Annotated in this window: 22 protein-coding genes; 12 read left to right on the top strand and 10 right to left on the bottom strand. The window is 73.0% G+C overall.

Annotation, left to right across the window (positions count from 1 at the left end; all coding sequences use genetic code 11):
• Nucleotides 1–25 precede the first annotated feature (25 nt).
• From purU to H4F90_RS00105, 3 genes are read right to left on the bottom strand one after another with little or no spacing between them, the layout of a single operon-like run.
• On the bottom strand, nt 26–886 hold the full coding sequence (purU, locus tag H4F90_RS00115; RefSeq protein ID WP_182660305.1) for a formyltetrahydrofolate deformylase: 861 nt from the start codon (nt 884–886) through the stop codon (nt 26–28).
• A 20-nt stretch (nt 887–906) separates the two neighbouring features.
• Nucleotides 907–3,279: a DUF1989 domain-containing protein gene (locus H4F90_RS00110; protein WP_328700775.1), complete on the bottom strand. Its 2,373-nt coding sequence runs from the start codon at nt 3,277–3,279 to the stop codon at nt 907–909.
• Nucleotides 3,272–4,621 (bottom strand): NAD(P)-binding domain-containing protein, encoded by a 1,350-nt coding sequence (locus H4F90_RS00105; RefSeq protein WP_182660303.1) that lies wholly within the window; start codon nt 4,619–4,621, stop codon nt 3,272–3,274. The genes H4F90_RS00110 and H4F90_RS00105 overlap by 8 nt, the downstream gene beginning before the upstream one ends.
• Before the next feature lie 392 nt (nt 4,622–5,013).
• Between H4F90_RS00105 and H4F90_RS00100 the strand changes: the two genes are divergently transcribed.
• The 4 genes from H4F90_RS00100 to H4F90_RS00085 are packed head-to-tail and all read left to right on the top strand — an operon-like array spanning nt 5,014 to nt 8,784.
• Nucleotides 5,014–6,120, top strand: coding sequence for an aminomethyltransferase family protein (locus H4F90_RS00100; protein WP_182660301.1), 1,107 nt, complete (start codon nt 5,014–5,016; stop codon nt 6,118–6,120).
• A complete protein-coding gene (locus H4F90_RS00095) occupies nt 6,113–6,706 on the top strand; it encodes a dimethylamine monooxygenase subunit DmmA family protein (RefSeq protein ID WP_182660299.1) in 594 nt (197 codons plus the stop codon). The genes H4F90_RS00100 and H4F90_RS00095 overlap by 8 nt, the downstream gene beginning before the upstream one ends.
• A complete protein-coding gene (locus tag H4F90_RS00090; RefSeq protein ID WP_182660297.1) occupies nt 6,703–7,662 on the top strand; it encodes a PDR/VanB family oxidoreductase in 960 nt (319 codons plus the stop codon). The genes H4F90_RS00095 and H4F90_RS00090 overlap by 4 nt, the downstream gene beginning before the upstream one ends.
• Before the next feature lie 18 nt (nt 7,663–7,680).
• Nucleotides 7,681–8,784 carry a heme-dependent oxidative N-demethylase family protein gene (locus tag H4F90_RS00085; protein WP_182660295.1) on the top strand — a complete coding sequence of 368 codons (1,104 nt, stop codon included), beginning with the start codon at nt 7,681–7,683 and terminating at the stop codon, nt 8,782–8,784.
• Between the two features lie 22 nt (nt 8,785–8,806).
• Here the strand turns inward: H4F90_RS00085 and H4F90_RS00080 are convergent, their stop codons facing one another.
• Entirely contained in the window at nt 8,807–10,348 is a 1,542-nt protein-coding gene (locus tag H4F90_RS00080) for a sensor domain-containing diguanylate cyclase (protein ID WP_182660293.1), read from the bottom strand.
• Nucleotides 10,349–10,364: 16 nt separating this feature from the next.
• Here H4F90_RS00080 and H4F90_RS00075 point away from each other — a divergent pair, with 16 nt between their 5' ends.
• Nucleotides 10,365–11,648: an ATP-binding protein gene (locus H4F90_RS00075; protein ID WP_182660291.1), complete on the top strand. Its 1,284-nt coding sequence runs from the start codon at nt 10,365–10,367 to the stop codon at nt 11,646–11,648.
• Nucleotides 11,645–12,319, top strand: coding sequence for a two-component system response regulator NarL (gene narL / locus H4F90_RS00070; RefSeq protein ID WP_182660289.1), 675 nt, complete (start codon nt 11,645–11,647; stop codon nt 12,317–12,319). Before H4F90_RS00075 ends, narL begins: the two co-directional genes overlap by 4 nt.
• Before the next feature lie 117 nt (nt 12,320–12,436).
• Here the strand turns inward: narL and H4F90_RS00065 are convergent, their stop codons facing one another.
• Genes H4F90_RS00065 through glnT form a run of 4 tightly spaced genes read right to left on the bottom strand, consistent with a single transcriptional unit; the run spans nt 12,437 to nt 16,836 of the window.
• Nucleotides 12,437–13,801 (bottom strand): FMN-binding glutamate synthase family protein, encoded by a 1,365-nt coding sequence (locus H4F90_RS00065; protein WP_182660287.1) that lies wholly within the window; start codon nt 13,799–13,801, stop codon nt 12,437–12,439.
• Between the two features lie 11 nt (nt 13,802–13,812).
• Nucleotides 13,813–14,502, bottom strand: a complete 690-nt coding sequence (locus H4F90_RS00060) for a GltB/FmdC/FwdC-like GXGXG domain-containing protein (RefSeq protein WP_182660285.1) — start codon at nt 14,500–14,502, stop codon at nt 13,813–13,815.
• A complete protein-coding gene (locus tag H4F90_RS00055) occupies nt 14,490–15,398 on the bottom strand; it encodes a class II glutamine amidotransferase domain-containing protein (RefSeq protein WP_182660283.1) in 909 nt (302 codons plus the stop codon). The genes H4F90_RS00060 and H4F90_RS00055 overlap by 13 nt, the downstream gene beginning before the upstream one ends.
• A 52-nt stretch (nt 15,399–15,450) precedes the next feature.
• Nucleotides 15,451–16,836, bottom strand: coding sequence for a type III glutamate--ammonia ligase (glnT, locus tag H4F90_RS00050; RefSeq protein WP_182660281.1), 1,386 nt, complete (start codon nt 16,834–16,836; stop codon nt 15,451–15,453).
• A 185-nt stretch (nt 16,837–17,021) separates the two neighbouring features.
• On the opposite strand from glnT, the gene H4F90_RS00045 reads away from it, so the two are divergent.
• Nucleotides 17,022–17,624 (top strand): helix-turn-helix domain-containing protein, encoded by a 603-nt coding sequence (locus H4F90_RS00045; protein WP_182660279.1) that lies wholly within the window; start codon nt 17,022–17,024, stop codon nt 17,622–17,624.
• Nucleotides 17,621–18,082 carry a GNAT family N-acetyltransferase gene (locus H4F90_RS00040; protein WP_182660277.1) on the top strand — a complete coding sequence of 154 codons (462 nt, stop codon included), beginning with the start codon at nt 17,621–17,623 and terminating at the stop codon, nt 18,080–18,082. The genes H4F90_RS00045 and H4F90_RS00040 overlap by 4 nt, the downstream gene beginning before the upstream one ends.
• A gap of 65 nt (nt 18,083–18,147) precedes the next feature.
• Here H4F90_RS00040 and hutG read toward each other — a convergent pair whose 3' ends face one another.
• Nucleotides 18,148–18,957, bottom strand: a complete 810-nt coding sequence (hutG, locus tag H4F90_RS00035) for an N-formylglutamate deformylase (protein ID WP_182660275.1) — start codon at nt 18,955–18,957, stop codon at nt 18,148–18,150.
• Complete coding sequence (locus H4F90_RS00030; RefSeq protein ID WP_182660273.1) at nt 18,954–20,027, bottom strand: LysR family transcriptional regulator; 1,074 nt, start codon at nt 20,025–20,027, stop codon at nt 18,954–18,956. The genes hutG and H4F90_RS00030 overlap by 4 nt, the downstream gene beginning before the upstream one ends.
• A 161-nt stretch (nt 20,028–20,188) precedes the next feature.
• Here H4F90_RS00030 and H4F90_RS00025 point away from each other — a divergent pair, with 161 nt between their 5' ends.
• Genes H4F90_RS00025 through H4F90_RS00010 form a run of 4 tightly spaced genes read left to right on the top strand, consistent with a single transcriptional unit; the run spans nt 20,189 to nt 23,818 of the window.
• Entirely contained in the window at nt 20,189–21,376 is a 1,188-nt protein-coding gene (locus tag H4F90_RS00025) for an NAD(P)/FAD-dependent oxidoreductase (protein ID WP_182660271.1), read from the top strand.
• A gap of 34 nt (nt 21,377–21,410) precedes the next feature.
• Entirely contained in the window at nt 21,411–22,172 is a 762-nt protein-coding gene (locus H4F90_RS00020; protein ID WP_182660269.1) for an electron transfer flavoprotein subunit beta/FixA family protein, read from the top strand.
• Nucleotides 22,173–22,186: 14 nt separating this feature from the next.
• Nucleotides 22,187–23,128 (top strand): electron transfer flavoprotein subunit alpha/FixB family protein, encoded by a 942-nt coding sequence (locus H4F90_RS00015; RefSeq protein ID WP_182660267.1) that lies wholly within the window; start codon nt 22,187–22,189, stop codon nt 23,126–23,128.
• 39 nt (nt 23,129–23,167) lie between these two features.
• On the top strand, nt 23,168–23,818 hold the full coding sequence (locus tag H4F90_RS00010) for a HutD/Ves family protein (protein ID WP_182660265.1): 651 nt from the start codon (nt 23,168–23,170) through the stop codon (nt 23,816–23,818).
• The last annotated feature ends 148 nt before the right edge of the window (nt 23,819–23,966 follow it).

The following is a 23,966-nucleotide window of genomic DNA, read 5'->3' as shown; positions in this document are numbered from 1 at the left end:
GGGGCCGGCGCGCGGGCAACGCGCCTCAGCGGAAGACGACGGTGCGGTGGCCGTGCACGATCACGCGGTCTTCCAGGTGGAAGCGCAGGCCGCGGGCGAGGACCGCCTTCTCGACGTCCTGACCGGTGCGGACGAGGTCCTCGATGCGGTCGGCGTGGTCGATGCGGATCACGTCCTGCTCGACGATCGGTCCCTCGTCGAGGTCCGCGGTCACGTAGTGGCAGGTCGCGCCGATCAGCTTCACGCCCCGGGCATGGGCCTGGTGGTAGGGCCGGGCCCCGACGAAGCTGGGCAGGAAGGAGTGGTGGATGTTCAGGATCCGCCCGGCCTGGCGCGCGCACAGTGCAGGCGGCAGCACCTGCATGTAGCGGGCGAGCACGATGAGCTCGGCCCCGTAGGCCGCATGCAGGCGCTCGACCTCGGCGAAGGCGGCGGGCTTGGTGTCGGGCGTGACGGGCACATGGTGGAAGGGCAGGCCGTGCCACTCGACCAGGCCGCGCAGGTCGGGGTGGTTGGAGATCACGGCGACGATCTGGCCCGGCAGCTCGCCGGCCTGCATCCGGCCGAGCAGGTCGTAGAGGCAATGGGCCTGCTTCGACACCATCAGCACGATGCGCTTGGGCCGTGCGCTGTCGGCCAGCGACCAGCGCATCGCGAAGCGCGCGGCCAGGGCCTCGAAGGCGCGCTGGAAGTCGTCGAGCCGCGGCGCGAGCGAGGCATGCTCGATCGCGACCCGCATGAAGAAATGCGGATCGTCGGTCTCCGCATGGTTGTGGGCTTCCTGCACCCAGCCGCCGTGGTCGACGATGCATTGGGCGACGGCGGCGGCGATGCCCAGGCGGTCGGGGCAGGCCAGGGTGAGACGGAACTGGCGGGGAGCGGTCATGGGAATGCGTTCACGCCGACTCAGGCCCGCACGCGGGTCTTGTCGGGATCGAAATGGGGAAAGCGGACGACGGTGGCGGGCAGGCGCTTCTGCTGGCCGTCGAGTGCGCCGATCTCCAGCGCGGTGCCGAGCACGGCCAGCGAGGGCTCGATCCGCGCCAGCGCGATGCCCTGCTGCAGGCTGGGCGAATGGCAGGCACTGGTGACCACGCCGACCTGTGCGCGGCCGAGGAAGACCGCGTCGCCATGCGCGGCCACGCTGTGGCCGTCGATCGCCAGGCCGACCAGCTGGTGGCGGGCATGGCCCTGGCGGGCCAGCAGGGCCTCGCGGCCGACGAAGTCCACCGCCTTGGTCTTCAGCGGCACGGTGAAGCCGATGCCGGCCTCGAAGGGGTCGGTGCCGTCGTCGAACTCGTGGCCGGCGAAGGCGAGGCCGGCCTCGATGCGGACCCAGTCCAGGGCCTCCAGGCCCATGGGCTGAAGGCCCAGGGGCTGGCCGGCCGCCCAGACGGCATCCCACAGCGCCTCGGCGTCGCGCGGGTGGCAGAACAGCTCGTAGCCCAGCTCGCCCGTGTAGCCGGTGCGCGAGACCAGCAGCGGCAGGCCGCGCGCATGGCCGAGCCGCGCCGGCGTGAAGCGGAACCAGCCCAGGGCCTCGACCGTCGGCCGGTCGGGCGCGGTCCACAGCAGGCCCTTGAGCAGCTCGCGCGAACGCGGCCCCTGCACGGCCAGGTTCTGCAGCTGGTCGGTCGAGCTGCGGACCCAGGCGCGGTAGCCCATGCGGGCGGCCTCCTCGCGCAGCCACAGGCCGGTGCGGTCGTCGCCGCAGACCAGGCGGAAGAGATGCTCGCCGAGGCGGAAGACCGTGCCGTCGTCCATCACCCCGCCGTGCGGATGGCAGATCGCGGTGTAGACGACCTGGCCGATCGCGAGCTTGCGCAGGTCGCGCGTCAGCGTCCATTGCAGCAAGGCTTCGGCGTCGGGGCCGGTGATCTCGAACTTGCGCAGGGCCGACAGGTCCATCACCGTGACCGCCTCGCGGCAGGCCCAGTACTCGGCCAGTGCGCCGGTGCTGCTGTGGCCGGCGGCCAGCCAGTGGCCGCGGTAGTCGACGAAGCGCGCACCCGCGGCGGCGCTGCGCGCGTGGAAGGCGGTCTCGCGGGTGAACTGCGGGGGGGCGTCGGGGCTCATGCGGTGGGCGATCGCGCGCGGGAAGCGCGCGCTGGCGGGGTAGAGGCGGACATGGATGTCGGTCGGCATCCAGCCATTGGCCGCATCGATGTCGTCGGGGCAGGAGGAGCTGACGCAGACCAGGTCGACCAGGGCGCGCAGCAGCACGTAATCGCCAGGGCGCGACCAGGGCTCGTCCAGGCTCAGGCGCTGATGCGCATCGACCTGGGTGTTGTAGAAAAAGTTGAGCGCCTCCCAGGCCAGCCGGGGCGGCACGCCGTGCGGGGCCAGCGCGGCATTGAAGTTGTCGCTGCAGTTGGCGTGGCCGGGGTAGCCGGCGTCGTCGTAGTAGCGCGGGCTGCAGGCGGTGGCGTAGCTGTCGTGGCGGCCGCAGCTGTCCTGCACCAGCTCCAGCAGGGCCTCGCCTTCGGCGTCGAAGGCCTTGGAGGGCAGGCCCGGCGTGGGATAGGCCTGGCCCAGCAGGGTGCGGGTCAGCGTCGCGTCCAGCGCGACCGGCCGGCCGGCCTGCAGCTTGTGGCGCGCGAAGGCCTGGAAGTCCGAGCACTGGCGGCCGGCCACATCGATGACCTGCACATACTCGCCGGCCTTGACCATGTAGGCCCGCGCGGTGCCGGCCGGGATGCGCCACTCGTCCTGCAGCGGGCCCAGCGGCGGCGGCAGCTCGGGCAGGGCCTGGCCGGGCGCCGGCTGCAGCCACAGCGCGATCGGCGTGGCCGTGGCGCTCTCGTCCGGGGCCAGCGGCGGGGCCGGCGTGCCGACGATCAGCCAGCCGGCGGCAGGCAGCTGCAGCGCGAGCTGGGCCCCCGCCGGGCTGTCGGGGCCGAAGCCGGCATGCACGGTCAGATCGGCCAGGCTCAGGCCCTGCGCCTCGAGCAGGGCGCGGCAGGCGGCGGCTCCGGGCACGGCCTCGGCGAGCAGCGCGGCCAGGCCCTCACCGGCCTCCGGGAGGCCGAGCGCGGCGAGCGGATCGATGCCCCCCGGCTGCGCCGGCAGCCAGGCCAGCTCGATGCGCTGGCCGCCCTCGACATCCTCCAGCCGCAGGCTGGCACCGGCCGGCAGATCCAGCACCCGCAGGCTTCGTCCGGGCAGGGGCTGCGGCGGCCGGCGCAGGCCGGGCTCGCGCAGGCCGGCGGCGCGGGGCGGGGCCGGTCGCGGGGGCGCGGCCTCGGCTGCGGCGTCGATCGCCACGCCGACTTCAGGCACCGGGACCCTCGGCCAGGTAGGCCTCCAGCGAGTCGTCGAGCGCGTCCTTCCACGGCGTGTGATGCAGCGGCGACATCTTGCCGGTCATGACCGAGCGGTAGGCGTGGTCGCGGAAGGTCATCACGTTCTCGTGCTTGTGGTGCTCCCATTCCAGGAAGGTCTGCACCACGCCCTCGAGATCGAACATCGGGTAGTCGGTCGCCTCGATCAGGGCCTTCACGTAGTCGGCCTGGAAGCGGATCATCGACTCGTCGTCGGTGAGCGTTTCCTCGCGGGCTCGCCAGCTGAGGCAGTCGTCCTCGCGGGCCGCGAAGTCGGGCAGCGGGAGGCGGCCCAGGATCTGGTCGCGCACCCACCAGGCCTGCGCATCGAACATGTTGAAGGTGAAGAACTGGTCCTGCATGCCCAGGTAGAACAGGCGCGGGTTCTTCTGCCAGACCACCCCCTTGTACAGATCCAGCGGCCAGAGCCGGTTGTCGGTCTTGAGCCGCAGCGGCTCGCTGAGGAAGGGGAAGTGGTGCTTGTAGCCGGTGCACAGGATGATGGCGTCGACCTCCTTGGACGTGCCGTCCTTGAAGTGCGCCGTCTTGTTCACCACGTGGGTCAGCAGGGGCTTCTGTTCCCAGTTGTCGGGGAAGTGGAAGCCCATCGGCCGGCTGCGGTAGCTGCTGGTGATGCTGCGTGCGCCGTACTTCCAGCACTGCGAGCCGATGTCCTCGGCCGAGTAGCTGCGGCCGATGATCAGCAGGTCCTTGCCCTTGAACTCCAGCGCATCGCGGAAATCGTGGGCATGCAGCACGCGGCCGTTGAAGGTGTCCAGGCCGGGGAAGAAGGGCACGTTGGGCGTGGAGAAGTGGCCCGAGGCCACCACCACGTGATCGAAGCGCTCGGTGCCCATCACGTCCTTCTCCAGGTCGTGCCAGGTCAGGTCGAACTGCTGGCTGGCCTCGTCGAAGGTGACCATGCGCACCGGGGTCGAGAAGCGCACCCAGGGGCGCACCTTCGCCTTCTCGACGCGGCCCTTGATGTAGTCCCACAGCACGGCCCGCGGGGGGTAGGAGCCGATGCCCTTGCCGAAGTGCTCGTCGAAGCTGTAGTCGGCGAACTCCAGGCACTCCTTGGGGCCGTTGGACCACAGGTAGCGGTACATGCTGCCGTGCACCGGCTCGCCGTGCTCGTCGAGGCCGGTGCGCCAGGTGTAGTTCCACAGGCCGCCCCAGTCCGCGCACTTCTCGAAGCAGACGATTTCGGGAATGGCCACGCCACGCTGCGCGGCCGACTGGAATGCTCGCAACTGCGCCATGCCGGAGGGGCCGGCGCCGATCACTGCCACACGGGTCATGCGGAAATCCTTGGGTTCACGGGATGAGGGGCTGCAGCTGCACAGGCAGGCTGCCGGGTTCGATCCAGTGTGCGAAGCGAGGCCCGGCACCGGCAATGCCCATCACGGCGTACCCCCAAGGGAGTAGCCCAGCCCGCCTCGCCCTCTGGCCGCTCAAGGCTCACCCCATGAGCCTTCCCGGAGACCTTCGATGCACCGGTCCCGCCCGCTGCCTCCCTCCCGAGGTGCAGTGCGCACCGGATGCAGGCCGCCGCACGGTCCGCCGGAGCTGCGGCGCGGCGGACTACTCCCTTCGGGGTAGTCCGTGAAGAGGATGGTCGCGGCCGGAGGCGGCTTCCAGAATCGTTGCCAGCCCCATCCCTTCCCGAACCCTCCGCCCCCGAGGTCCCTGCATGTCCCGTCAATCGGTCCTGAACGAACGCCACCGCCAGCTCGGCTCCAAGCTCGACGGCGACACCTGGAACGACATGCCCATCCCGTGGAGCTATGACCGCGATCCGCACGAGGAGGTGGTCGCCACGCGGACCCGGGCGGCGCTCTACGACGTGTCGGCCCTGAACATCGTCCGCGTCGACGGCCCGGACGCCGAGGCTGTGATCGACCGCCTGGTCAGCATCGACGTGACCCGGCTCACGCCCGGCTGCGCCCGGCTGGCCGCCGAGGTGAACGAGGACGGCGCCCTGGTCGACGACATCATGGTGATCCGCGACGGCGCGACGCGCTTCCGCCTCTCGCACGGCAGCGGCGCCACGCCCCGGACCCTGGCCCTGCTGGCCGCGGGCCGCGACGTGGTCGTCACCCCGGACCGCGACGTGCACATCCTTTCGCTGCAGGGGCCGCTGGCGCTGTCGGTGCTTGCGCCGCACACGCCCGCCGACCTGGCCGCCCTGCCCTACTTCCAGCATGTCGAGACGACGCTGTTCGGCAAGCCGGTGGTGCTGGGCCGCGGGGGCTACTCCGGCGAGCGCGGCTACGAGATCTACTGCGCGGCCGCCGATGCCGTGATGCTGTGGGATGCCGTGCTGGAGGCCGGACGGCCGCAGGGCGTGATCCCGGCCTCCTGGACCGCCCTCGACCTGACCCGGGTCGAAGGCGCCCTGCTCTTCTTCCCCTTCGAGATGCCCGAGGGCGACACCACGCCATGGGAGGTCAACATGGGCTGGGCGATCGACCTCGACAAGCCCGGCGACTACATCGGCAAGGCCGCGGTGCTGAAGCTGCGCGGCCGCGAACGCGTGAAGCAGGCCGGCATGCTGGTCGACCACGACGCGGCGGTGCCGGCCGGCACGCCGATCTTCGAGGGCGAGCGCCAGGTCGGCGTGGTCACCACGGCCAGCTACAGCCGCTACCTGATGCAGTCGCTGGCCATGGTGCATCTGGCGCCGATCCACACCCGGCCCGGCACGCGCCTGACGCTGCGCACGGCCGATGCGGCGTTCACGGCCACCGTCGTCCGCACCCCCTTCTACGATCCGCTGCGCCGTCGCACCCATGGCTGAAGCTGCGTCCCACCGCCTCCCCAGCCAGCCGGTCTATCCGCCGCTGGCCTGGGACCCGCAGGGGGTCCGCCATCTGCTGCTGGCCTGCGGGGACGAGCCGGCAACGGCCGAGGCCCTGGCCCGCCGCCTGGCCGCGGACGCCCCCGCCGACCTGGCGCTGATCCAGGTCGGTGCCGGCCCCTGGGCCCGGCTGCTGCCCACGGCAAGCGCCTCGACCGCGCCGGACGCCGAGGCCGCCCTGGACCTGCTGCAGTCCCGGCTGGCCGAGGCCCGCATGGGTCTGCGGCTCTACCTGCTGGGGCCGGAATCCCTGCTGTGGCGCGCCAGCCGCCTGGCGGCCGCAGCCGGCCTGGGCGAGGACGCGATCCGCCGCGAGCGCTTCGGCACCCTGGCCCGCCCCGTCTGGTGCGTGCACTGCCAGCAGCTGCACGGCGCGGTGCGCAGCAGCCTGCTGAGCTGCCAGGGCTGCGGCCGCACCCTGCTGGTCCGCGACCACTTCTCGCGCCGGCTGGGCGCCTACATGGGCGTGCAGGTCGACGCCGAGGTGCCGGGTGAACACCCGCCGCCGGAGATCCTCTACCCATGAACACCGACCTGAGCCTGCGGGTCGAGCGCCTGCGCGCGGTCGCTCCCGGCATCCGCGAGATCACCCTGGTCCGTCCCGACGGCGAGCGGCTGCCCGCCTGGTCGGCCGGCAGCCACGTGCTGCTGCACCTGCCGACGCCCGGCGGCCTGCGCCGCAATCCCTACAGCCTGCTGGGCGACCCCGAAGACCGCCGCGCCTGGCGCCTGGCGGTGCGGCGCGAGCCCGCCTCGCGCGGCGGCTCGGCCTGGATCCACGAGGCCCTCGGCGAGGGCCAGCTCCTGACCGTCGGGGCGCCGGCCAACCTGTTTCCCGCCCCACGCACCGCGCGCCACACCGTGCTGGTGGCCGGCGGCATCGGCATCACGCCGATCCTGGCCCTGGCCCGCGTGATGCAGCGCGAGGGCCGGTCCTTCGAGGTGCACGACGCCTGGCGCGATCCGGCCCAGGCCGCCTTCCGTGACGAACTCGAGGCCGTGGCGCCCGGCCGGGTCACCCACCACGACGCCTCGGCGGGCGCGCGGCTGAACTTCCGCACCCTGCTGGCCGACCGCCCCCTGGGCACGCATCTGATGATCTGCGGCCCGGCCGGCATGGTGCAGGACGCCTTCGCCGCGGGCGCCGCCCTGGGCTGGCCCGCCTCGGCCCTGCACACCGAGGCTTTCGCGGCCGCCGCGGGCGGCGAGCCCTTCACCGTCTGCCTGGCGCGTGACGGCCGCAGGCTCCAGGTGCCGGGCGACCGCAGCCTGCTCGATGTGCTGGAGGACGCCGGCACCGGCGTGCAGGCCCTGTGCCGCGGCGGCGCCTGCGGCCGCTGCGAAACCGCCGTCGTCGACACCGCCGGGGGCGAGCTGCTGCACGCGGACGTGATCCTCGACCCAAGCGAGCGGGCGGCCGGCCGCCGCATGCTGCCCTGCGTGTCGCGCTACCGCGGCCCCTGCCTGACGCTGGACCTCTGAGAAGGTGGACGACCTGCCATGACCCCGACCCTGGACCTGCCCCGCCCGGCCCCCGGCCCCGCCGTCTTCAAGGATGAAAGCTTCCGCGGCGACTACCGCTACGGCAACAGCGAGGCGGCCCTTCGCCGCTTTCCCTTTCCCTTTCCGCAGGACCGCTACGAGTACAGCGTCAACATCGAGCCGCACCGGCCGGGGCCCCAGGGCGCCGTGACCGAGTTCGCCTTCGACATCGACGAGCATTACGTGGCCGAATGCCGCGACCGCGCCCTGACCCTGGCCCGGGATCCCGGCCGGTGCGCGAGCCTGCCGCACATGGAAGCGGCCGGCTGGGACACGCTGGAGCTGCTGATGGAGTCGCTGGCTCGCGACTACCCGGCCCACTTCACGCTGCAGCGCGAGGGCAGCCGCTGGCACTGGACCAACCGCCCGCTCGGCCTGGCGCAGACCTTCACCTTCGGCGATGCGAGCACCCTGCCCTGCCCGCCGCTCGAATACATCACGCGCCAGGCGCAGGGCGACTTCGTGCTGATGGACCCGCGCGACAACGATCTGTATGCCGATGCCGGCATGGTCACCTCGCAGGCCGACTGGTCGCTGGCCTTCGACCTGGGCATGAGCTTCAAGGAGTGGCATGCCCCGGTGCCCATGGCCCATGGCATGGGTATCTTCGACCGCGCGCTCAAGTACCTGCTGATGCTGCAGGCCGGGGCCCCGGTGCGGCGGCTGAACTGGACGATGACCGTCAATCCGCGTCTGGACACCTCGCCCGAGCACTACCCCGAGTGGGGTCCGGACCGCGCCAGCCTGAACGCCGACAACATCGCCGACAAGCTGCACCTGCGCGTCGAGCTGCAGGGCCTGTTCCGCCTGCCGCGCAGCCACGCCATCCTGTTCAGCGTGCGCTGCTACCTGGCCAGCCTGAGGGAACTGGCCACCCAGCCGGTCTGGGCTGCGCGCCTGCACCGCGTGCTGCGCGACCTGCCGCAGCCCCTGATCGACTACAAGGGCCTGGGCCGCAGCCGGCCGCTGGCGCTGGACTGGCTGAGCCGCTTCGACGAAGGTCAGGTGCTGCCGGAAGGCTGGGCGCCGGCACGGCTCGGCCCCTCGGTGCCGAGCCGCTGAGCGGCCCGGCGGGCCGCTGCACTCAGCAGGCCCCCGGCCCGGCCTCGGCCACCTCCAGCTGGCCCGGCCCACGGGCCAGGGCCCGCTGGCAGGCAGCCTGGGCGGCGGCCAGCAGGGCCTCGGGGCCGGGATGGCCCGGATGGCCCAGCACCAGGCCGGCGGCGGGGGCACTGGCCTCGTCCTCCCCGGACTCGCCCCCCGGGCCCGGGCGCTCCAGCCGGGCCAACCAGGGCCGGACCAGGGCCTGCGCCGCACGCTGCCACGCCGACCGATCGGTCGCATCCGGCGCGCCAGCCGGGCTGGGGGCCCGACCACCGACATCCTGGGCCAGCACGGCGAACTGCGCCGCCCCCAGGCGGCAGGCCACGGCGCCCGGCCCCAGGGCGGCTGCCAGGCGCCGAGCGCGTTCGGTGAGCCAGGCCTCGGCAGCCTCGTGGCCGCGCCGGGCGACGCAGGCCGGGTGCCCCGCCAGCTCCAGCACCAGCAGGATCACCGGATCGGCCCGGCCGCTGTCCTGCTGCTGCAGGCTCCAGGACAGCAGGCCGTCGAAGATCGGCCGGCTGATCAGGCCGGTGCGGGCCTCGAACCACAGGCGGCGGCGGGCCTTCTCCTCGGCGCCACGGCGTTCGCTGACGTCGGTGATGAAGCCTTCGATGGCCAGCAGCTCGCCGCGCGCGCTGAACACCCCACGGCCCTGCTCCCAGACCCAAAGCAGGCGCCCGGCGGCGTCGCGGATGCGGTAGGCGAGTTGGAAGACCTCGCGCCGCGCCAGATGGGCCTGGATGTGAGTCCAGACGAACTCCAGGTCCTCGGGGTGGATGAGGTCGTCGTAGGCCAGGCGGCGGTTCTCGATCAGCTCGTGGGGCTCGTAGCCGGTGAGTTCCAGGCAGCCGGCACTGATGAACTCCATCGTGTAGTGGCGGTCGTTGCGGGCGCGGTAGACCACACCCGGCACATTGGCCAGCAGGGTGTCGACATAGCCTCGGTGCGACTGCAGGCGGGCGTCCAGGCGCTTGCGGGTGCTGAGCTCTTCGAGCGTGCCGGCCAGGCCGCTGACGCGGCCGTCGGCCGCACGCACCGGCTGGGCCCGCCAGGCCAGGCTGAGGGCCTGGCCGTCGGCCGTCAGACAGCGCAGTTCGACGGCGGCCCCGGGGCGTTCGCCGCGCAGGCGCGCCGCGAATGCGGCCTCGAAGGCGGGGCGATCCTCGGGATGCAGCAGCTCGCGCCAGGGCCGGCCCAGGACCTCGGCCAGGGGCCGGCCACTCAGCGCCTCCCAGGCCGGGTTCAGGTGGGTCACACGGCCCTCGGCGTCGAGGCCGAGGACCGGCCCGGGCAGGGCCTCGAGCAGGGCTGCAGCCGGCAACGGGCCCGCGGCTTGCTGGCCTGAGGCCCGACGAGCCGCCAGGGCGCGGACCGCCCAGCCCGCCAGACCGCCCAGACCGGCGACCAGCCCCGCCGCGCCCAGCAGGGGCAGCGCCCGCCCCGGCAGCGGCCCGCCGCCGGCCATCCAGGCCATCGGCAAGGCCAGCGCCAGCGCGGCCCAGGCCCCCGCGAGTTGATTCATGCCTGCCCTGTCCCCCATGTCCGATGCTCCCGATCCGTCCCCATCCGGTCCCGCGCGGGCCTGGCGGCTGATGCTGGCCGCCAGCGCCGTCGGCAGCCTGGCCCTGCTGCTGCTGGTGAACCCGCCGGCCGGCGGCCCCTCCGCGGTGCTGGAGCTCCTGGCGATGCTGGTGGCGCTCGGCCTGCCGGCCACCGTGCTGGCCCTGCGCGGCTCCTTGCAGGAAGCGGGCCCTGCCCCCGCCCCGGCGGCCGAGGCACTGCGGCCCCTGCAGCAGCTGCGCGACCTGGCCCAGCGACTGGCCCGCGAAGGCCAGCACCGGCCGGGTCTGGAGCGGGTGCTGGGCGAGCTGCGCGGCCTGCTGCAGGTCGAACAGCTGCAACTGACCCTGCACGAAGATGCGGCCCAGGGGCTGGGCGGTCCGGCCGGCCTGCAGCTGGGCACGCCTGCGGCCGCCGCGGCCTCGCCCGAGACGCTGCCCGGGGCCCGCTTCCGGGTGGCCCTGCCCCCGGCGAGTCCGGGGGGCGAGCCGCTCGGCCAGCTCAGCCTGCAGGGCCGGGGCGCCGAGGCGCCAGCTGCACGCGCCCTGGCCGAGGCCGCGGCCGGGCTGCTCGGCCTGGCCCTCGGGGGCCTGTGCCGGCGGCAGGAGGAACGCCGCCTGGCCCTGCTGGAGGAGCGGGGCGCGATCGCCGCCGAGCTGCACGATTCGCTGGCCCAGTCGCTCGGCACGATGAAGTTCCAGGTGGCCGCGCTGCAGCGCGGTCTGGAACAGGCCCGGCCGGCGGACACGCTGCAGGCGGCGGCGCGGGACTTGCGTGCCGCCCTGGACAGCGCCTGGCGCGAGGTGCGCGAGCTGATCGCGGCCTTCCGCGTGCCGATCGGGCCCGGCGGCCTGCTGGCCGCCCTGGAGGACACGATCGCCGCCCTGCCCGCCGAGGCCCCCGAAGTGCATTTCGAAGCGCAGCTCGGCGCGGTCCGGCTGGGCGTCAACGAGGAGTTCCATCTGATGCAGATCGTGCGCGAAGCCCTGTCGAACACCGTGCAGCATGCCGGCGCGCAGCAGGCCTGGGTCCGGCTGAGCCCCGGGCCCGGCGCGGCCCTGACCGTGTGCATCGAGGACGACGGCTGCGGCCTGCGCCCGCCCGATCCGGGCCGGCCGCACTACGGCCTGGCCATCCTGCGCGAGCGGGCCCGTTCGCTGAGCGGCACGCTTTCAGTGGGCTCGCGCCCCGGCGGAGGCACGCGGGTCGAGCTGCGCTTCACGCCCCAGCAGCAGGCCCTGGCCACGGAGGACCTGGCATGAGCGCCCGCGTGCTGCTGATCGACGACCACCCGCTGTTCCGCCACGGCGTCGCCCAGCTGATCCGCAGCGAGCCGGGCCTGGACCTGGCCGGCGAGGCCGGGGATGGCGCCAGCGGCCTGGCCCTCGCCGAGCGCCTGGATCCGGACCTGGTGCTGATCGACTTGAACATGAAGCCGCTGAGCGGCCTGGACACCCTGCGGGCCTTCAAGCAGCGCGGCCTGCGCGCGCGCTGCGTGATGCTGACCGTCTCCGACGACGGCCGGGACGTGCTGGCCGCGATGCGCGCCGGGGCCGACGGCTACCTGCTGAAGGACCTGGAGCCCGAGGACCTGGCCCGCCACATCCAGGATGCGGTGCAGGGCGGCCGGGTGATCGGCGAACGCCTGGCCGACCGCATGGTCGACGCGGCGCTGCATCCGCCGGAGCCGGCGGTGGCGCTGGACGAGCTGACCGAGCGCGAACGCGAGATCCTGGGCCATCTGGCCGACGGCCTGTGCAACAAGGCCATCGCGCGCGAGCTGCTGATCGCCGAGGCCACCGTCAAGGTGCATATCAAGCACCTGCTGCGCAAGCTGGGCGTGAAGAGCCGGCTGGAGGCGGCCGTCTGGGCCCTGCAGAGTCCGGCCTTCCGCGGCCGGGTGGCGACGCCTGCGGTCGATCGCGCGGCCTGAAAAAAGGGCGGGAGGCCGAGGCCACCCGCCCAAGGTCCGCGTCCCCCCTGGGATGCGTCGGACCCACTGCGCAAAGGCTTGCCGGCAGCGGCCCGCCAGGGACCGCCGCCGTCCGCTTCAGCGGCCGTCGAGACCGGGGATCCAGCGGGTGCCGGCCAGCGGCACGCGCGCCATCGCGGCCGCCTCCACCGTCAGCGCCACCAGGTCCTCGGGTTCGAGGTGATGCACGTCCTGCTTGCCGCAGGCGCGGGCCAGGGTGGTCAGCTCCATCGTCAGCGTCTTCAGGTAGTTCTTCAGGTGCTTGGCGCCCCACTCGGGCTGCAGGCGCTGTTCCAGCACCGCGTCCTGGGTGGTGATGCCCACCGGGCACTTGCCGGTGTGGCAGTGGTGGCAGGCACCGGCCTGGGTGCCGAGGGCGGCGTAGTCGGCTTCGGCGCTGATCGGCTGGCCGTCGCGGAAGTAGACCTCGCGGTTGCAGCCCAGGGCCATCAGGGTGCCCTGGCCGATGGCCACGGCGTCCGCGCCCAGGGCCAGGGCCTTGGCCACGTCGGCGCCGCTGCGGATGCCGCCGCTGACGATGAGCTGGACCTTGCCCTTCATGTCCAGGTCCTCCAGCGCATCGACGGCCTGGCGCACGGCAGCCAGGGTGGGGATGCCGACATGCTCGATGAAGCAGGTCTGGGTGGCGGCGGTGCCGCCCTGCATGCCATCGACCACCACCACGTCGGCGCCGGAGTGCACGGCCAGTTTCACGTCGTTGAAGACGCGGGTGGCGCCGACCTTGACGTAGATCGGCGTGTTCCAGTCGGTGATCTCGCGCAGCTCCTGGATCTTGATGGCCAGGTCGTCCGGGCCGGTCCAATCCGGGTGGCGGCAGGCCGAACGCTGGTCCACGCCCTGCGGCAGGGTGCGCATGGCGGCCACGCGCGGGTTGACCTTCTGGCCCAGCAGCATGCCGCCGCCGCCCGGCTTGGCGCCCTGGCCGATGACGATCTCGATCGCGTCGGCGCGGCGCACGTCATCGGGCTTGAAACCGTAGCGCGAGGGCAGGCACTGGTAGACCAGGGTCTTGGAGGAGTTGCGCTCCTCGGGCGTCATGCCGCCGTCGCCGGTGGTGGTGGAGGTGCCCATCGCGGTGGCCGCGCGGCCCAGGGCTTCCTTCACGTTGGCCGAGAGCGCGCCGAAGCTCATGCCGGCGATGGTGATGGGGATGTCCAGCTCGATCGGCTTCTTCGCGTAGCGGGTGCCCAGCACGGTCTTGGTCACGCAGCGCTCGCGGTAGCCCTCCAGCGGATAGCGCGAGAGCGAGCCGGCGAGGAAGAGCAGGTCGTCGAAGTGCGGCAGCTTGCGCTTGGCGCCCAGGCCGCGGATCTCGTAGAGGCCGGTGGCGGCCGCACGGTGGATGTAGTCCAGCGTGCTGCGGTCGAAGGTGGCGGACTCTTCCTTCTGCAGGCGCTTGAAGCTCAGGGGGTGTTCGCTCATGGCAGGGGTCCTCAATACTCTTGATCGGCGTCGGCGTTCCAGTGGTACAGCGACCGGGCCGAGGCGATGCGCTTGAAGCTGGCGGGGTCGTGGTCCAGGCCGGCGGCGGCCAGCAGGGTGGCCACGGCGTCGAGGTCGGCGGCCGTCATCGGCTCGATCTGGGCGTCGGCGCCGAGCGAGGCGATCGAGCCCTTCACGTAGATCACCGCCTCGTAGAGCGAATCGCCCAGGGCATGGCCGGCATTGCCGCAGATCACCATGCGGCCGGCCTGGGCCATGAAGCCCGAGAAGCTGCCCACCGAGCCACCGACGACGATGTCGCCGCCCTTGAGCGAGATGCCGCAGCGCAGGCCGGCATCGCCCTCGATCACCAGCAGACCGCCATGCGCGGACGCGCCGGCGCCGTTGGAGGCGAAGCCCTTCACGTGGACCTTGCCGCTCATCATGTTCTCGGCCACGCCGGTGGAGGCGCTGCCGGTGATGGTGATCTCGGCGAGCTGGTTCATGCCGCCCGCGTAGTAGCCGGCATGGCCGGCCACGGTGACCTGCACCGGCGCGTTCAGGCCGACGGCGATGTTGTGCGCGCCGTCGGGGTTCTCGATGCGCACCTGCCGGCCGGCCAGGGCCTCGGCCGGGCGGTGCAGGAACTGGTTGACCTCGCGCAGCGGCTGCTGGGCCAGGTCGAAGCTCAGGCCTTCCATACGTACATCTCCTCGGGGGCGGGTTCGAACACGGTGGCGTGCTGGATGTCGGGCAGGTGGGCCAGCGAGCGGAACTCGCTGGCGATGGCGACGTAGTCGTCGGTCTCGGCCACCACGGCCGGCTTGCACGCGAAGGGGTCGCGGATCAGGGCCAGCTCGGTCGGCGTGCCCATCAGGAAGGTGAAGAAGCCGTCCAGGGCCTCGAAGCCCTTCTGCAGCGCGGCGTGCAGGGTGTCGCCCTCGCGCAGACGCCATTCGAGGAAGCGGCAGGCCGCCTCGGTGTCGTTGTCGGTCTCGAAGCGGATGCCGCGCGGCTCCAGCATGCGGCGGATGCCGTTGGGGTTGGACAGCGAGCCGTTGTGCACGAGGCAGAAGTCCTCGCCCGCGGTGAAGGGGTGGGCACGGTCGGGCGTCACGGCGGACTCGGTCGCCATGCGGGTGTGGCCGACCAGGTGGCTGCCGCGCAGCTGGCCGAAGCCGTAGCGCGCCGCCACCTCGGCCGGGGTGCCGATGTCCTTGTAGAGCTCGATGCCGCGGCCGGCCGAAAGCAGGTGCAGCTTGGGGTCGTGGGCCTTCAGCCAGGCCTGCACCGGGGCGGCCGGCCCGTTGACGGTCAGCACCGCGTGGTTGCCCTTGAGCTGCATCGTGGCCTGCACCGGCAGGGCCTCGTTGAGGGCAGCGAGCAGGGCGGCCCAGGGGTAGTCGGCGCCAGCGGCGGTCAGGCCGCTGTAGACGCTGATCTTGCGCTGGCCCTCGGCCAGCGGGGCGCCGAAGACGGCGAGGCCGGCCGAGTCCGGGCCGCGCTCGGTCATGCCGATCAGCATCGGCACCATCAGTTCGCCGAGCTGGCCATGCAGCGCGGGCTTCTTCAGCAGCAGTCCAACAATGCCGCACATGGGGTGGGTTCCTTTCGGGGGTCAGAAGGCGGGGCGGGGCGCGGGGCCGGGCTCAGAAGAACTCCAGGTAGGTCTTCACCTCCCAGTCGGAGACGTGGCGCATGTACTCCAGCCATTCCATGCGCTTGAGCTTGAGGAACTCGCCGGCCAGGGGGCCGAGCGCGCCGCGGACGACCGGATCGGCCTCCAGCGCATCGAGCGCGGCGCTGAGGTTCTGCGGCAGCAGGCCGATGCCGGCCTCCTTGAGCTGGGCTTCGCTCCAGTCGTAGAGGTTCACATTGCGCGGCGCGCCCGGGTCGAGCTGGCGCTCGATGCCGTCGAGGCCGGCGGCGATCACCGCGGCCGTGGCCAGGTAGGGGTTGGCCGAGCCGTCGGGCAGGCGCAGCTCCAGCCGGCCCTTGGGGATGCGGACCATGCTGGAGCGGTTGTTGTCGCCGTAGCTGATGTAGGCCGGCGCCCAGGTCGCGCCGGTCAGCGAGCGGCCGACCACCAGGCGCTTGTAGGAGTTCACCGTCGGCGCGCACAGCGCGGTCAGCGCCGGGGCGTGGGCCAGCAGGCCGCCGAGGAAGTGATAGGCCAGGGTCGAGAGCTCCAGGCCGCGCGGATCGTCCTTGTCCTGGAAGAGGTTGCGCTTGCCGTCGCCAATCGACAGGTGCATGTGCATGCCATTGCCCGGCCGGTTGGCGAAGGGCTTGGGCATGAAGGAGCAGACCAGGCCCAGCTCGTGCGCGATCTCGCTGGCCGCCATCTTGAAGAAGATGAAGTGATCGGCCGAGGTCAGGCAGTCGGCGTAGGTGTAGTTCAGCTCGAACTGGCCGTTCGCATCCTCGTGGTCGATCTGGTAGACGTCGATGCCGACCTTGCGCATCGCATCCGACAGGCGTTCGAGGAACACGCGGGTGCGCGACAGGCCCTTGTAGTCGTAGCAGGGCTTGGCCAGGGTGTCGCTCGGGTCGCAGGGCTCCAGCGTGCCGCCGACGCCGCGCCTGAGCAGCGAGAACTCCGGCTCCAGGCCGGTGAACAGGGTCCAGCCTCGTGCGCTGAGCCTGGCGATCTGCTGGCGCAGCGCGACGCGGCTGTCGCAGGGCCAGGGCTCGCCGTGCACATGGCCTTCGCAGACCATGCGTGCGAGGCCCGGCTGCCAGGGCACGAGGCTCAGCGTCTTCAGGTCGCCGACGGCCATGAAGTCCGGGCCGTGCGGCTCGATGCCGACGCCCCAGATCGCGAAGCCGGCGAAGCCCGCACCTTCCTTCAGCATGGTCTCCAGATGCGCGACCGGCATGGACTTGGCCTTGGCCACGCCATGGATGTCGACGAACTGCGCGAGCACATAGCCCACGCCCTGGGCCAGCAGGTAGGCCTTGGCAGCCTCCACGTCGTGGAAGCGCTGCGGCTCGGGCAGCGGGCCCCCGGCGGGGGCGGCGGGATTGAGGCTCATGGGGTGAGAAGCTCCTGGTCGGGCGGGTTCCGGGGCGACCCGCCCCCGGGGCGGCGGCTCCATGCACGGAGCCGGTGCGGGCAGGTCGATAATGTTTCCTTTGAAGCAAACATGATGCCTACTGTGAAACTACACCACGTGGCCCGACTCACTAAACTTCGCCGGCCTCGCCACGGAGAAGACGGATGGACAAGGGACTGGACAGCTCGGGCCTGCCGCTCGAGGAATCGATCGGCGCGGCCATCCGCGAAGTGCGTCAGCGCCATGAGCTGACGCTCGCGCAGGTCTCGGAACAGACCGGCATCAGCCGCGGCATGCTGTCGAAGATCGAGACCGGCCAGACGTCCGCCGGCCTGGACAGCCTGGCCCGCATCGCGCGGGCGCTGGGGGTGTCGATGTCGATGCTGTTCAGCAAGTACGACGCGGCCGGCAGCAGCGCCCAGCACGTGAAGAAGGGCCAGGGCATGGAAACGGTGCGTCGCGGCACCAAGAACGGTCACACCTACCACCTGCTGGCCTACGACCAGGGCCCGGTCAAGCGCTTCGAGCCCTTCCTGATCACGATGGACGACGACTCGCAGCGCTACCCGACCTTCCACCATCCCGGCACCGAGTTCATCTACATGCTGGAAGGCAAGATCGAGTACCGCAGCGGCGACCGCGTCTACCTGCTGGAGCCGGGCGATTCGCTGACCTTCCAGGGCAGCGTGCCGCACGGGCCGGAGCGGCTGGTGAAGTGCCCGATCCGCTTCCTCTCCGTCATCGTCTACCCGACGCCCAGCGAATGAGCGCCCCGCCCCGCATCGAGGCCGCCGGCCCGGCCGACCTGCCGGCCCTGGTCGAGCTGCTCGGCCTGCTGTTCGCGCAGGAGGCCGAGTTCCGGCCCGACCCGGCCGCCGCGCAGCGCGGCCTGGCGCAGATCCTGGCCACGCCGGCGCTGGGCCGGCTGCTGCTGGCGCGCGGCGCCGACGGCCAGGTGCTCGGCATGGTCAACCTGCTGTTCAGCGTGTCGACCGCGCTGGGTGCGCCGGTGGCCTGGCTGGAGGACGTGATCGTGCGCCCCGGCCACCGCGGCCAGGGCCTGGGACGGCAGCTCGTCGAGGCCGCGCAGGCCGCGGCCCGCGCGCACGGCTGCCGCCGCATCACGCTGCTGACCGATGGCGACAACCTGCGCGCGCAGGCCTTCTACGCCGGCCTGGGCTTCCACGGCTCGCCGATGCGGCCGATGCGCTGCCTGCTGGACTGAGGCCTGGCCCGACAGGCTCAAGGCCTGAGCCTGCGTCGAGGCCCGAGGCGGCCCGCCGCCCAGGCTCAGCCCAGCGTGGCCAGGGCGGCGCCGAGCAGGCCCTTCAGCAGGGCCTGGGTGGCGCGGGCACCGTCGTGGAAACGGAAGGGGGGGACCTCTTCCACGTAGAGCGCCTGGCTCATTTCGAGCTGGATCGCGTGCACGCCGCTGGACGGCTGGCCGTAGTGGCGGGTGATGTAGCCGCCCTTGAAGCGGCCGTTGACGACATGGCTGGGGGTGCCCGGCCCCGGGCTGGGCAGGGCGGCCAGCACGGCATCGAGCAGGGCCGGCGCGCAGGACTTGCCGTCGTTGGTGCCGAAGTTCAGGTCCGGCAAGCGGCCGGGGAAGAGCCGCGGCCGCTGGCTGGCGATGGAATGCGCCTCCCACAGCAGCACCTGCGGATGCCGGGCGCGCAGGCGGGCCAGCTCGTCCTGCAGGGCGGCGTGGTAGGGCTGCCAGCAGGCCTGGATGCGGCGCGCGCGCTCGGCGTCGTCGGGCTCGGCGCCGGGGCGGTAGAGCGGCACGCCCTCGAAGGTCTCGGTCGGGCAGAGGCCGGTGGTGGTCTGGCCGGGGTAGAGGCTTTCGCCGCTGGCGGGTCGGTTCAGGTCGATCACGTAGCGCGAGATGCGCGCGCCGAGCACGGTGATGCCCAGGCCGGCCGCGAAGTCGTAGAGCCGGTCCAGATGCCAGTCGGTGTCGATCAGGCGGCGCGCCTCCGGGCTGAAGCCGGCCGTCCAGGCCTCGGGCAGTTCGGTGCCCAGGTGGGGGATGGAGATCAGCAGCGGCGCCTCGCCGCGCTGCAGCTGGTGGGTGGGGAGGATCAGGGGCTCGCTCATGGCGTGGGGGCTTCGGGGATCTGGAGGGTGTCGGCGGGCAGCGCCGGCATCAGGGCACGGAGCGCCGGCAGGGCCTCGTGGCGCAGCACCTGGCGGGTGATGCGCAGGATCTCCTCGTCCAGGCCGGCCCATTCGCCGGCATGGCTGAGCAGGAAGAACTCGCGCTGGCCCAAGCGGCTGGGCGGCAGCGGCAGCACGGTGACGCCGTCCAGCCAGGCCCGCGACTGCCACAGGCACAGCGGGGTGCTGATGGCCCAGCCCAGGCCGGCCGCGACCAGGCTCAGCAGCGGGTCGGTGGCGTCGAATTCGAAGCGGCGCGGCGTGTCCAGGCCGAGGTGGCGCAGGAAGCGGTCGACCTGCCGGCCCATGACCGAGCGCTGGCTGTAGCGGATCAGCGGCAGGCCGCCGGCGGATTCGGCCCAGCCGCGCAGTTCGGCCAGGGCCTGGGGCGCTGCGGCCGGGCAGGCGGCCGCGCCGCGCGGGAAGACGGCCACCCAGGCCTCGCCGAAGAGCAGGCGCTGGGCGATGCGCGGGTCGGCCAGCGTGGTCTCGGTGCAGATGGCCAGGTCCAGCTCGCGGCCCTGCAGCTGGGCGGCCAGACCGGGCGTCAGGCCGGACCACAGCTGCATCTGCTGCGCCGTGCCGGAGAGCGCACGGATCAGCGCCGGGCCGACGGTGGCGGCGAAGGAGTCGACGCAGCCCAGGCGGATCTGCGCATAGTCCTGCCGGGCGCTCTGGCGCAGCTGCTCGGTCAGTGCACGGGCCTGGCTGAGGAGCGGCTGGGCCAGCTCCAGCAGCCGCCGGCCGGCGCGGGTGGGCTGGGCGGGCCGCACCTCGCGGTCGAAGAGCTGCAGGCCGTGCTGCTGCTCCAGGCCGCGGATGGACTGGCTGATCGCGCTCTGGCTCAGGCCCAGGCGGACGGCGGCGGCGGCCATGGAGCCGGACTCGCAGACGCAGACGAAGGCTTCCAGCGTGCGCAGATCGGGCAGGGCCCGGGCGGCCGCGCCACGCGGTCCGCCCCCTTCGGTCGGGGGCAGGCGGGCGGGGGACGGCGCAGGGGTGGAAGACATGGCGGCAGCAGGCGATGGATGCTGGGCCCCGTGCAAGCCGTGGGCCACAGCTTCAGTGATTCTTCAACTGAGCATCGTGATCGCTTCAGCTTTCATCCCCTCGCGGACCGGCGCCTAGGCTGACGGCCATCGACATCTCTGACGCCTGCTGGAGGGCTTGCATGGAACGCTACGACGCCATCGTGATCGGGGCCGGTGTGATCGGCTGCTCGGTTGCCTACCACCTGGCCCGCTTCGGCGCCGGCCGCGTGCTGGTGCTGGACCGCACGCAGATCGGCAACGGCACCACCTCGCAGTCCAGCGGCATCCTGCGCACCCATTACTCGGTGATCGAGAACGTCGAGCTGGCGCGCCGCTCCTGGGGCATCTTCAAGGACTTCGCCGGCTACCTGGAGGACGAGGACGCCTCGGCCGGCCTGGTGAACTGCGGCTACCTGATCGCCGCGCCCGAGGGCCCGAAGCTGGCCGCCCTGCGCAGCGCGCTGGAGGGCCAGCAGGCCCAGGGCATCGAGGTGCAGCTGATCGACCGCGACGCGGCCCGCGACCGCCTGCCCATCGCCCGCTTCGACGATGCCGCGCTGATCGGCTACGAACCCGAGGCCGGCTTCGCCGATGCCTACCTGGTGGCCACCAGCTTCGCCCGCGCCGCACGCCGCCTGGGCGTGAAGATCCGCGAAGGCGTCGAGGTGCAGACCCTGCTGCGCGACGAGGCGGGCCGGGCCTTCGGCGTCGAGACCTCGGTCGGGCGCTTCGAGGCACCGCGCATCATCAGCACGCAGAACATCTGGGCGGGCGACATCGAGCGCTGGACCGGCGTGCCCACCCCGCTCAAGGCCGAGCGCCACACCGTGCTGGCCCTGGAGGGCCCGGAGGCCTACACCTTCCAGATGCCGGTCTTCAAGGACCTGGGCTCGCCCGGCATGCTGTATTGCCGCAGCTATGGCGGCAAGCAGATGCTGGTCTCCGAGGGCACGGCCGGCGAGGTGCTGGCCACGCCCGACAACGAGCAGGGCGAGGTCTCGATGGACGCCATCGTCGAGGTCGGCAGCCAGGTGGCCGAGCGCTTCCCCAGCTACGAGACGGCCGGCCTGGCCTCGTCCTGGACCGGGGTCTACGACGTGACGCCGGACTGGAACCCGGTGCTCGGCGCCCTGCCCGACGTGCCGGGCCTGACGGTCGGCTACGGCTTCTCGGGCCACGGCTTCAAGCTCTCGCCCGGCGTCGGCCGCCTGCTGGCGCAGGCCGCGCTGGGCCTGGCGACCGATGTCTCGCTGCAGCCCTATGCCCACGAGCGCTTCCGCACCGGCAGCCTGCTGACCGGCAAGTACGGCGTCGGCGCCGTGTCCTGAGCCCGCCCCTCCTTCCTTCCCGAGCGAGAACCCCATGCACATCCTGGTGCCCGTCAAGCGGGTGGTGGATCCCTACGTCCGCGTGCGGCTGCTGGCCGACGGGTCCGGGGTCGACACCCGCGGCCTGAAGATGTCGATGAACCCCTTCGACGAAGTCGCGCTGGAGCAGGCCCTGCGCCTGCGCACGGCCGGTGTCGCCCGCAAGGTCACCGTGCTGAGCTGCGGCGATGCCGCCGTGCACGATGTGCTGCGCACCGGCCTGGCCCTGGGTGCCGATGCGGCGGTGCAGGTCGACACCGGCGGCCAGGCCCTGGACCCGCTGGGCATCGCCCGGCTGCTGGCCGCCGTGGTGCGGCGCGAGGACGTGGGCCTGGTGCTGTGCGGCAAGCAGGCCATCGACGACGACCTCGGCGCCACCGGCCCCATGCTGGCCGCGCTGCTGGACTGGCCGCAGGCCCTGTCGGTGCACGCGCTGGCGGTGAAGGGCACGACGCTGGAACTGTCCTGCGACGGCGACCGCGGCGTCGAGCGCCTGGCCGTCGAGCTGCCGGCCGTGCTGGCCGCGGACCTGCGCCTGGCCGAGCCGCGCGCCATCACCCTGCCGGCCATGATGAAGGCCAAGAAGGCCCCGATCGCCGTGCTGCCGGCCGCCGAGCTGGCCGAGGCCGGTCCGGCCCCCGACCGCCTGCTGGCGGCCGGCGAGCCTCCCGCCCGCCCCACCGGTCAGCGCGTGCCGGATGTCGCCACCCTGATCGAGCAGCTGCGCCGCCTGCCGGCGCTGGCCACCCCCGCCTGAACGGAGCCCGCCCCATGAGCACCCTGATCCTCGTCGGCCACGACGGCCGGCAGGCCGATCCCGGCCTGGACCGCCTCGTCGGCGCCGCCGCCGCACTGGGCGAGCCGGTCGACCTGCTGCTGGTCGGCCACGGCCTGGAGGCGGTGGCCGCCTCCGTGGCCCATCTGGCCGGCGTGCGCGATCTGCTGTGTGCCGACGCCCCCGCGCTGGCCGAGGCCCGCGCCGAAACCCTGGCCCGCCAGCTGCACGCGGTCGGCGCGCCCTACCGCCGCCTGCTGGCAGCCCACGGCCTCGGCCACCGCGCGGCCCTGGCCCGCGCGGCCGGGCTGTTCGGCAACAACTTCCTCGCCGACCTGGTGGCCCTGCCTGAGGCCGACCGCTGCGTGCGTCCGCTCTATGCCGGCGCGGTGCTGGCCACCGTCCAGCCCCAGGGCGAACGCCTGATCGCCACCCTGCGGGCCAGCGCCTTCGCGCCCTGCGGCACGGCCGCCGCGCCAGCGCCCTGCCGCGCGGTGCCAGCCGTCGCGGCCGACCCGCGCAGCCGCCTGCTCGGCCGAAGCGCAGTCGGCGGCAGCCGGCCCGAGCTGGCCCAGGCACGCATCGTCGTGGCGGGCGGGCGCGGCGTCGGCTCGGCCGAGGCCATGGGCCTGGTCGAGGCCCTGGCCGACCATCTCGGCGCCGCCGTCGGCGCCTCGCGCGCGGCCGTCGATGCCGGCTATGCCGCGGCCGAGACCCAGGTCGGCCAGACCGGCAAGACCGTGGCGCCCGCGCTCTACCTGGCCGCCGGGATCTCCGGCGCCATCCAGCACGTGGCCGGCATCAAGGACGCGAAGCTGATCGTCGCGATCAACAAGGACCCGGACGCACCGATCTTCTCGGTGGCCGACCTCGGCCTGGTCGGCGACCTCTTCGAGGTGCTGCCGGCCCTGAAGGCCGCCCTGCCGGCGCAGGCCTGAACCCGGGTGCGCCCCGCCGCGCCGCCCGCCGAGCCCGCGATGCCCGGCCCCGCCCTGTCCTGGCCCCGGCCGCTGCGGCTGGCCGAGCAGCCCGACGAAGCCTGGCGCAATGGCGGCGGCCGCACCCGCACGCTGGCGGTCGACCCGGCCTCCGAGTACCGCGCGGCACCGCGCTGGCGGCTGAGCGTGGCCACGGTCGAGGTCGACGGCCCCTTCTCCACCTTCCCGGGCCTGGAGCGCCATGCGCTTCTGCTCGACGGCCCCGGCCTCGGGCTGAGCGGCCCGGAAGGCGAGCGGCGGCTCGCCCCCGTCGACACCCCGATCCGCTTCCCCGGCGAGTGGCCGCTCCAGGCCCGCACGCACGGCCCCGGGCCGAACCGCGTGCTCAACCTGATGGTGCAGCGCGACCGCATGCAGGGCCGGCTGAGCCCGCGCCCGACCCGCCTGGACGCCGCCGCGCCCGCCGGGGCCTGGCGCCTGCTGCTGGTGGCCGCCGGCCGCCTGCGCCTGCAGGCCACCGCCGGCGTGCCGCCCCTGCTGCTGGCCGCCGACGAAGCCCTGCTGCTGCCGGCCGCCGTGCTGGCCGCGCTCGGCCCGCTGGACCTCCAGGCCGCGGCGCCCGCCAGCCGCTGGCTGCTGGCGGCCATCGACCCGATCGCCCCCTGCCCCCTCGACGCCCCCCGCCCATGAAGACCCCCGACCCGCTGCTGCAAGCCCACGGCCCGCGCGACACCCTCGACGTCGACGTCCTCATCGTCGGCGCCGGCCCGGCCGGCCTGGCCACGGCCATCCGCCTCAAGCAGCTCGCCGCCGCCGCGGGCACCGAGCTCTCCGTCTG

This window comes from Aquariibacter albus (genome assembly GCF_014145335.1).
Classification (GTDB): Bacteria; Pseudomonadota; Gammaproteobacteria; order Burkholderiales; family Burkholderiaceae_C; genus Aquariibacter; species Aquariibacter albus.
The sequence above is the reverse complement of the archived record's forward strand: the minus strand, read 5'-3'. Positions and strand labels throughout refer to the sequence as shown.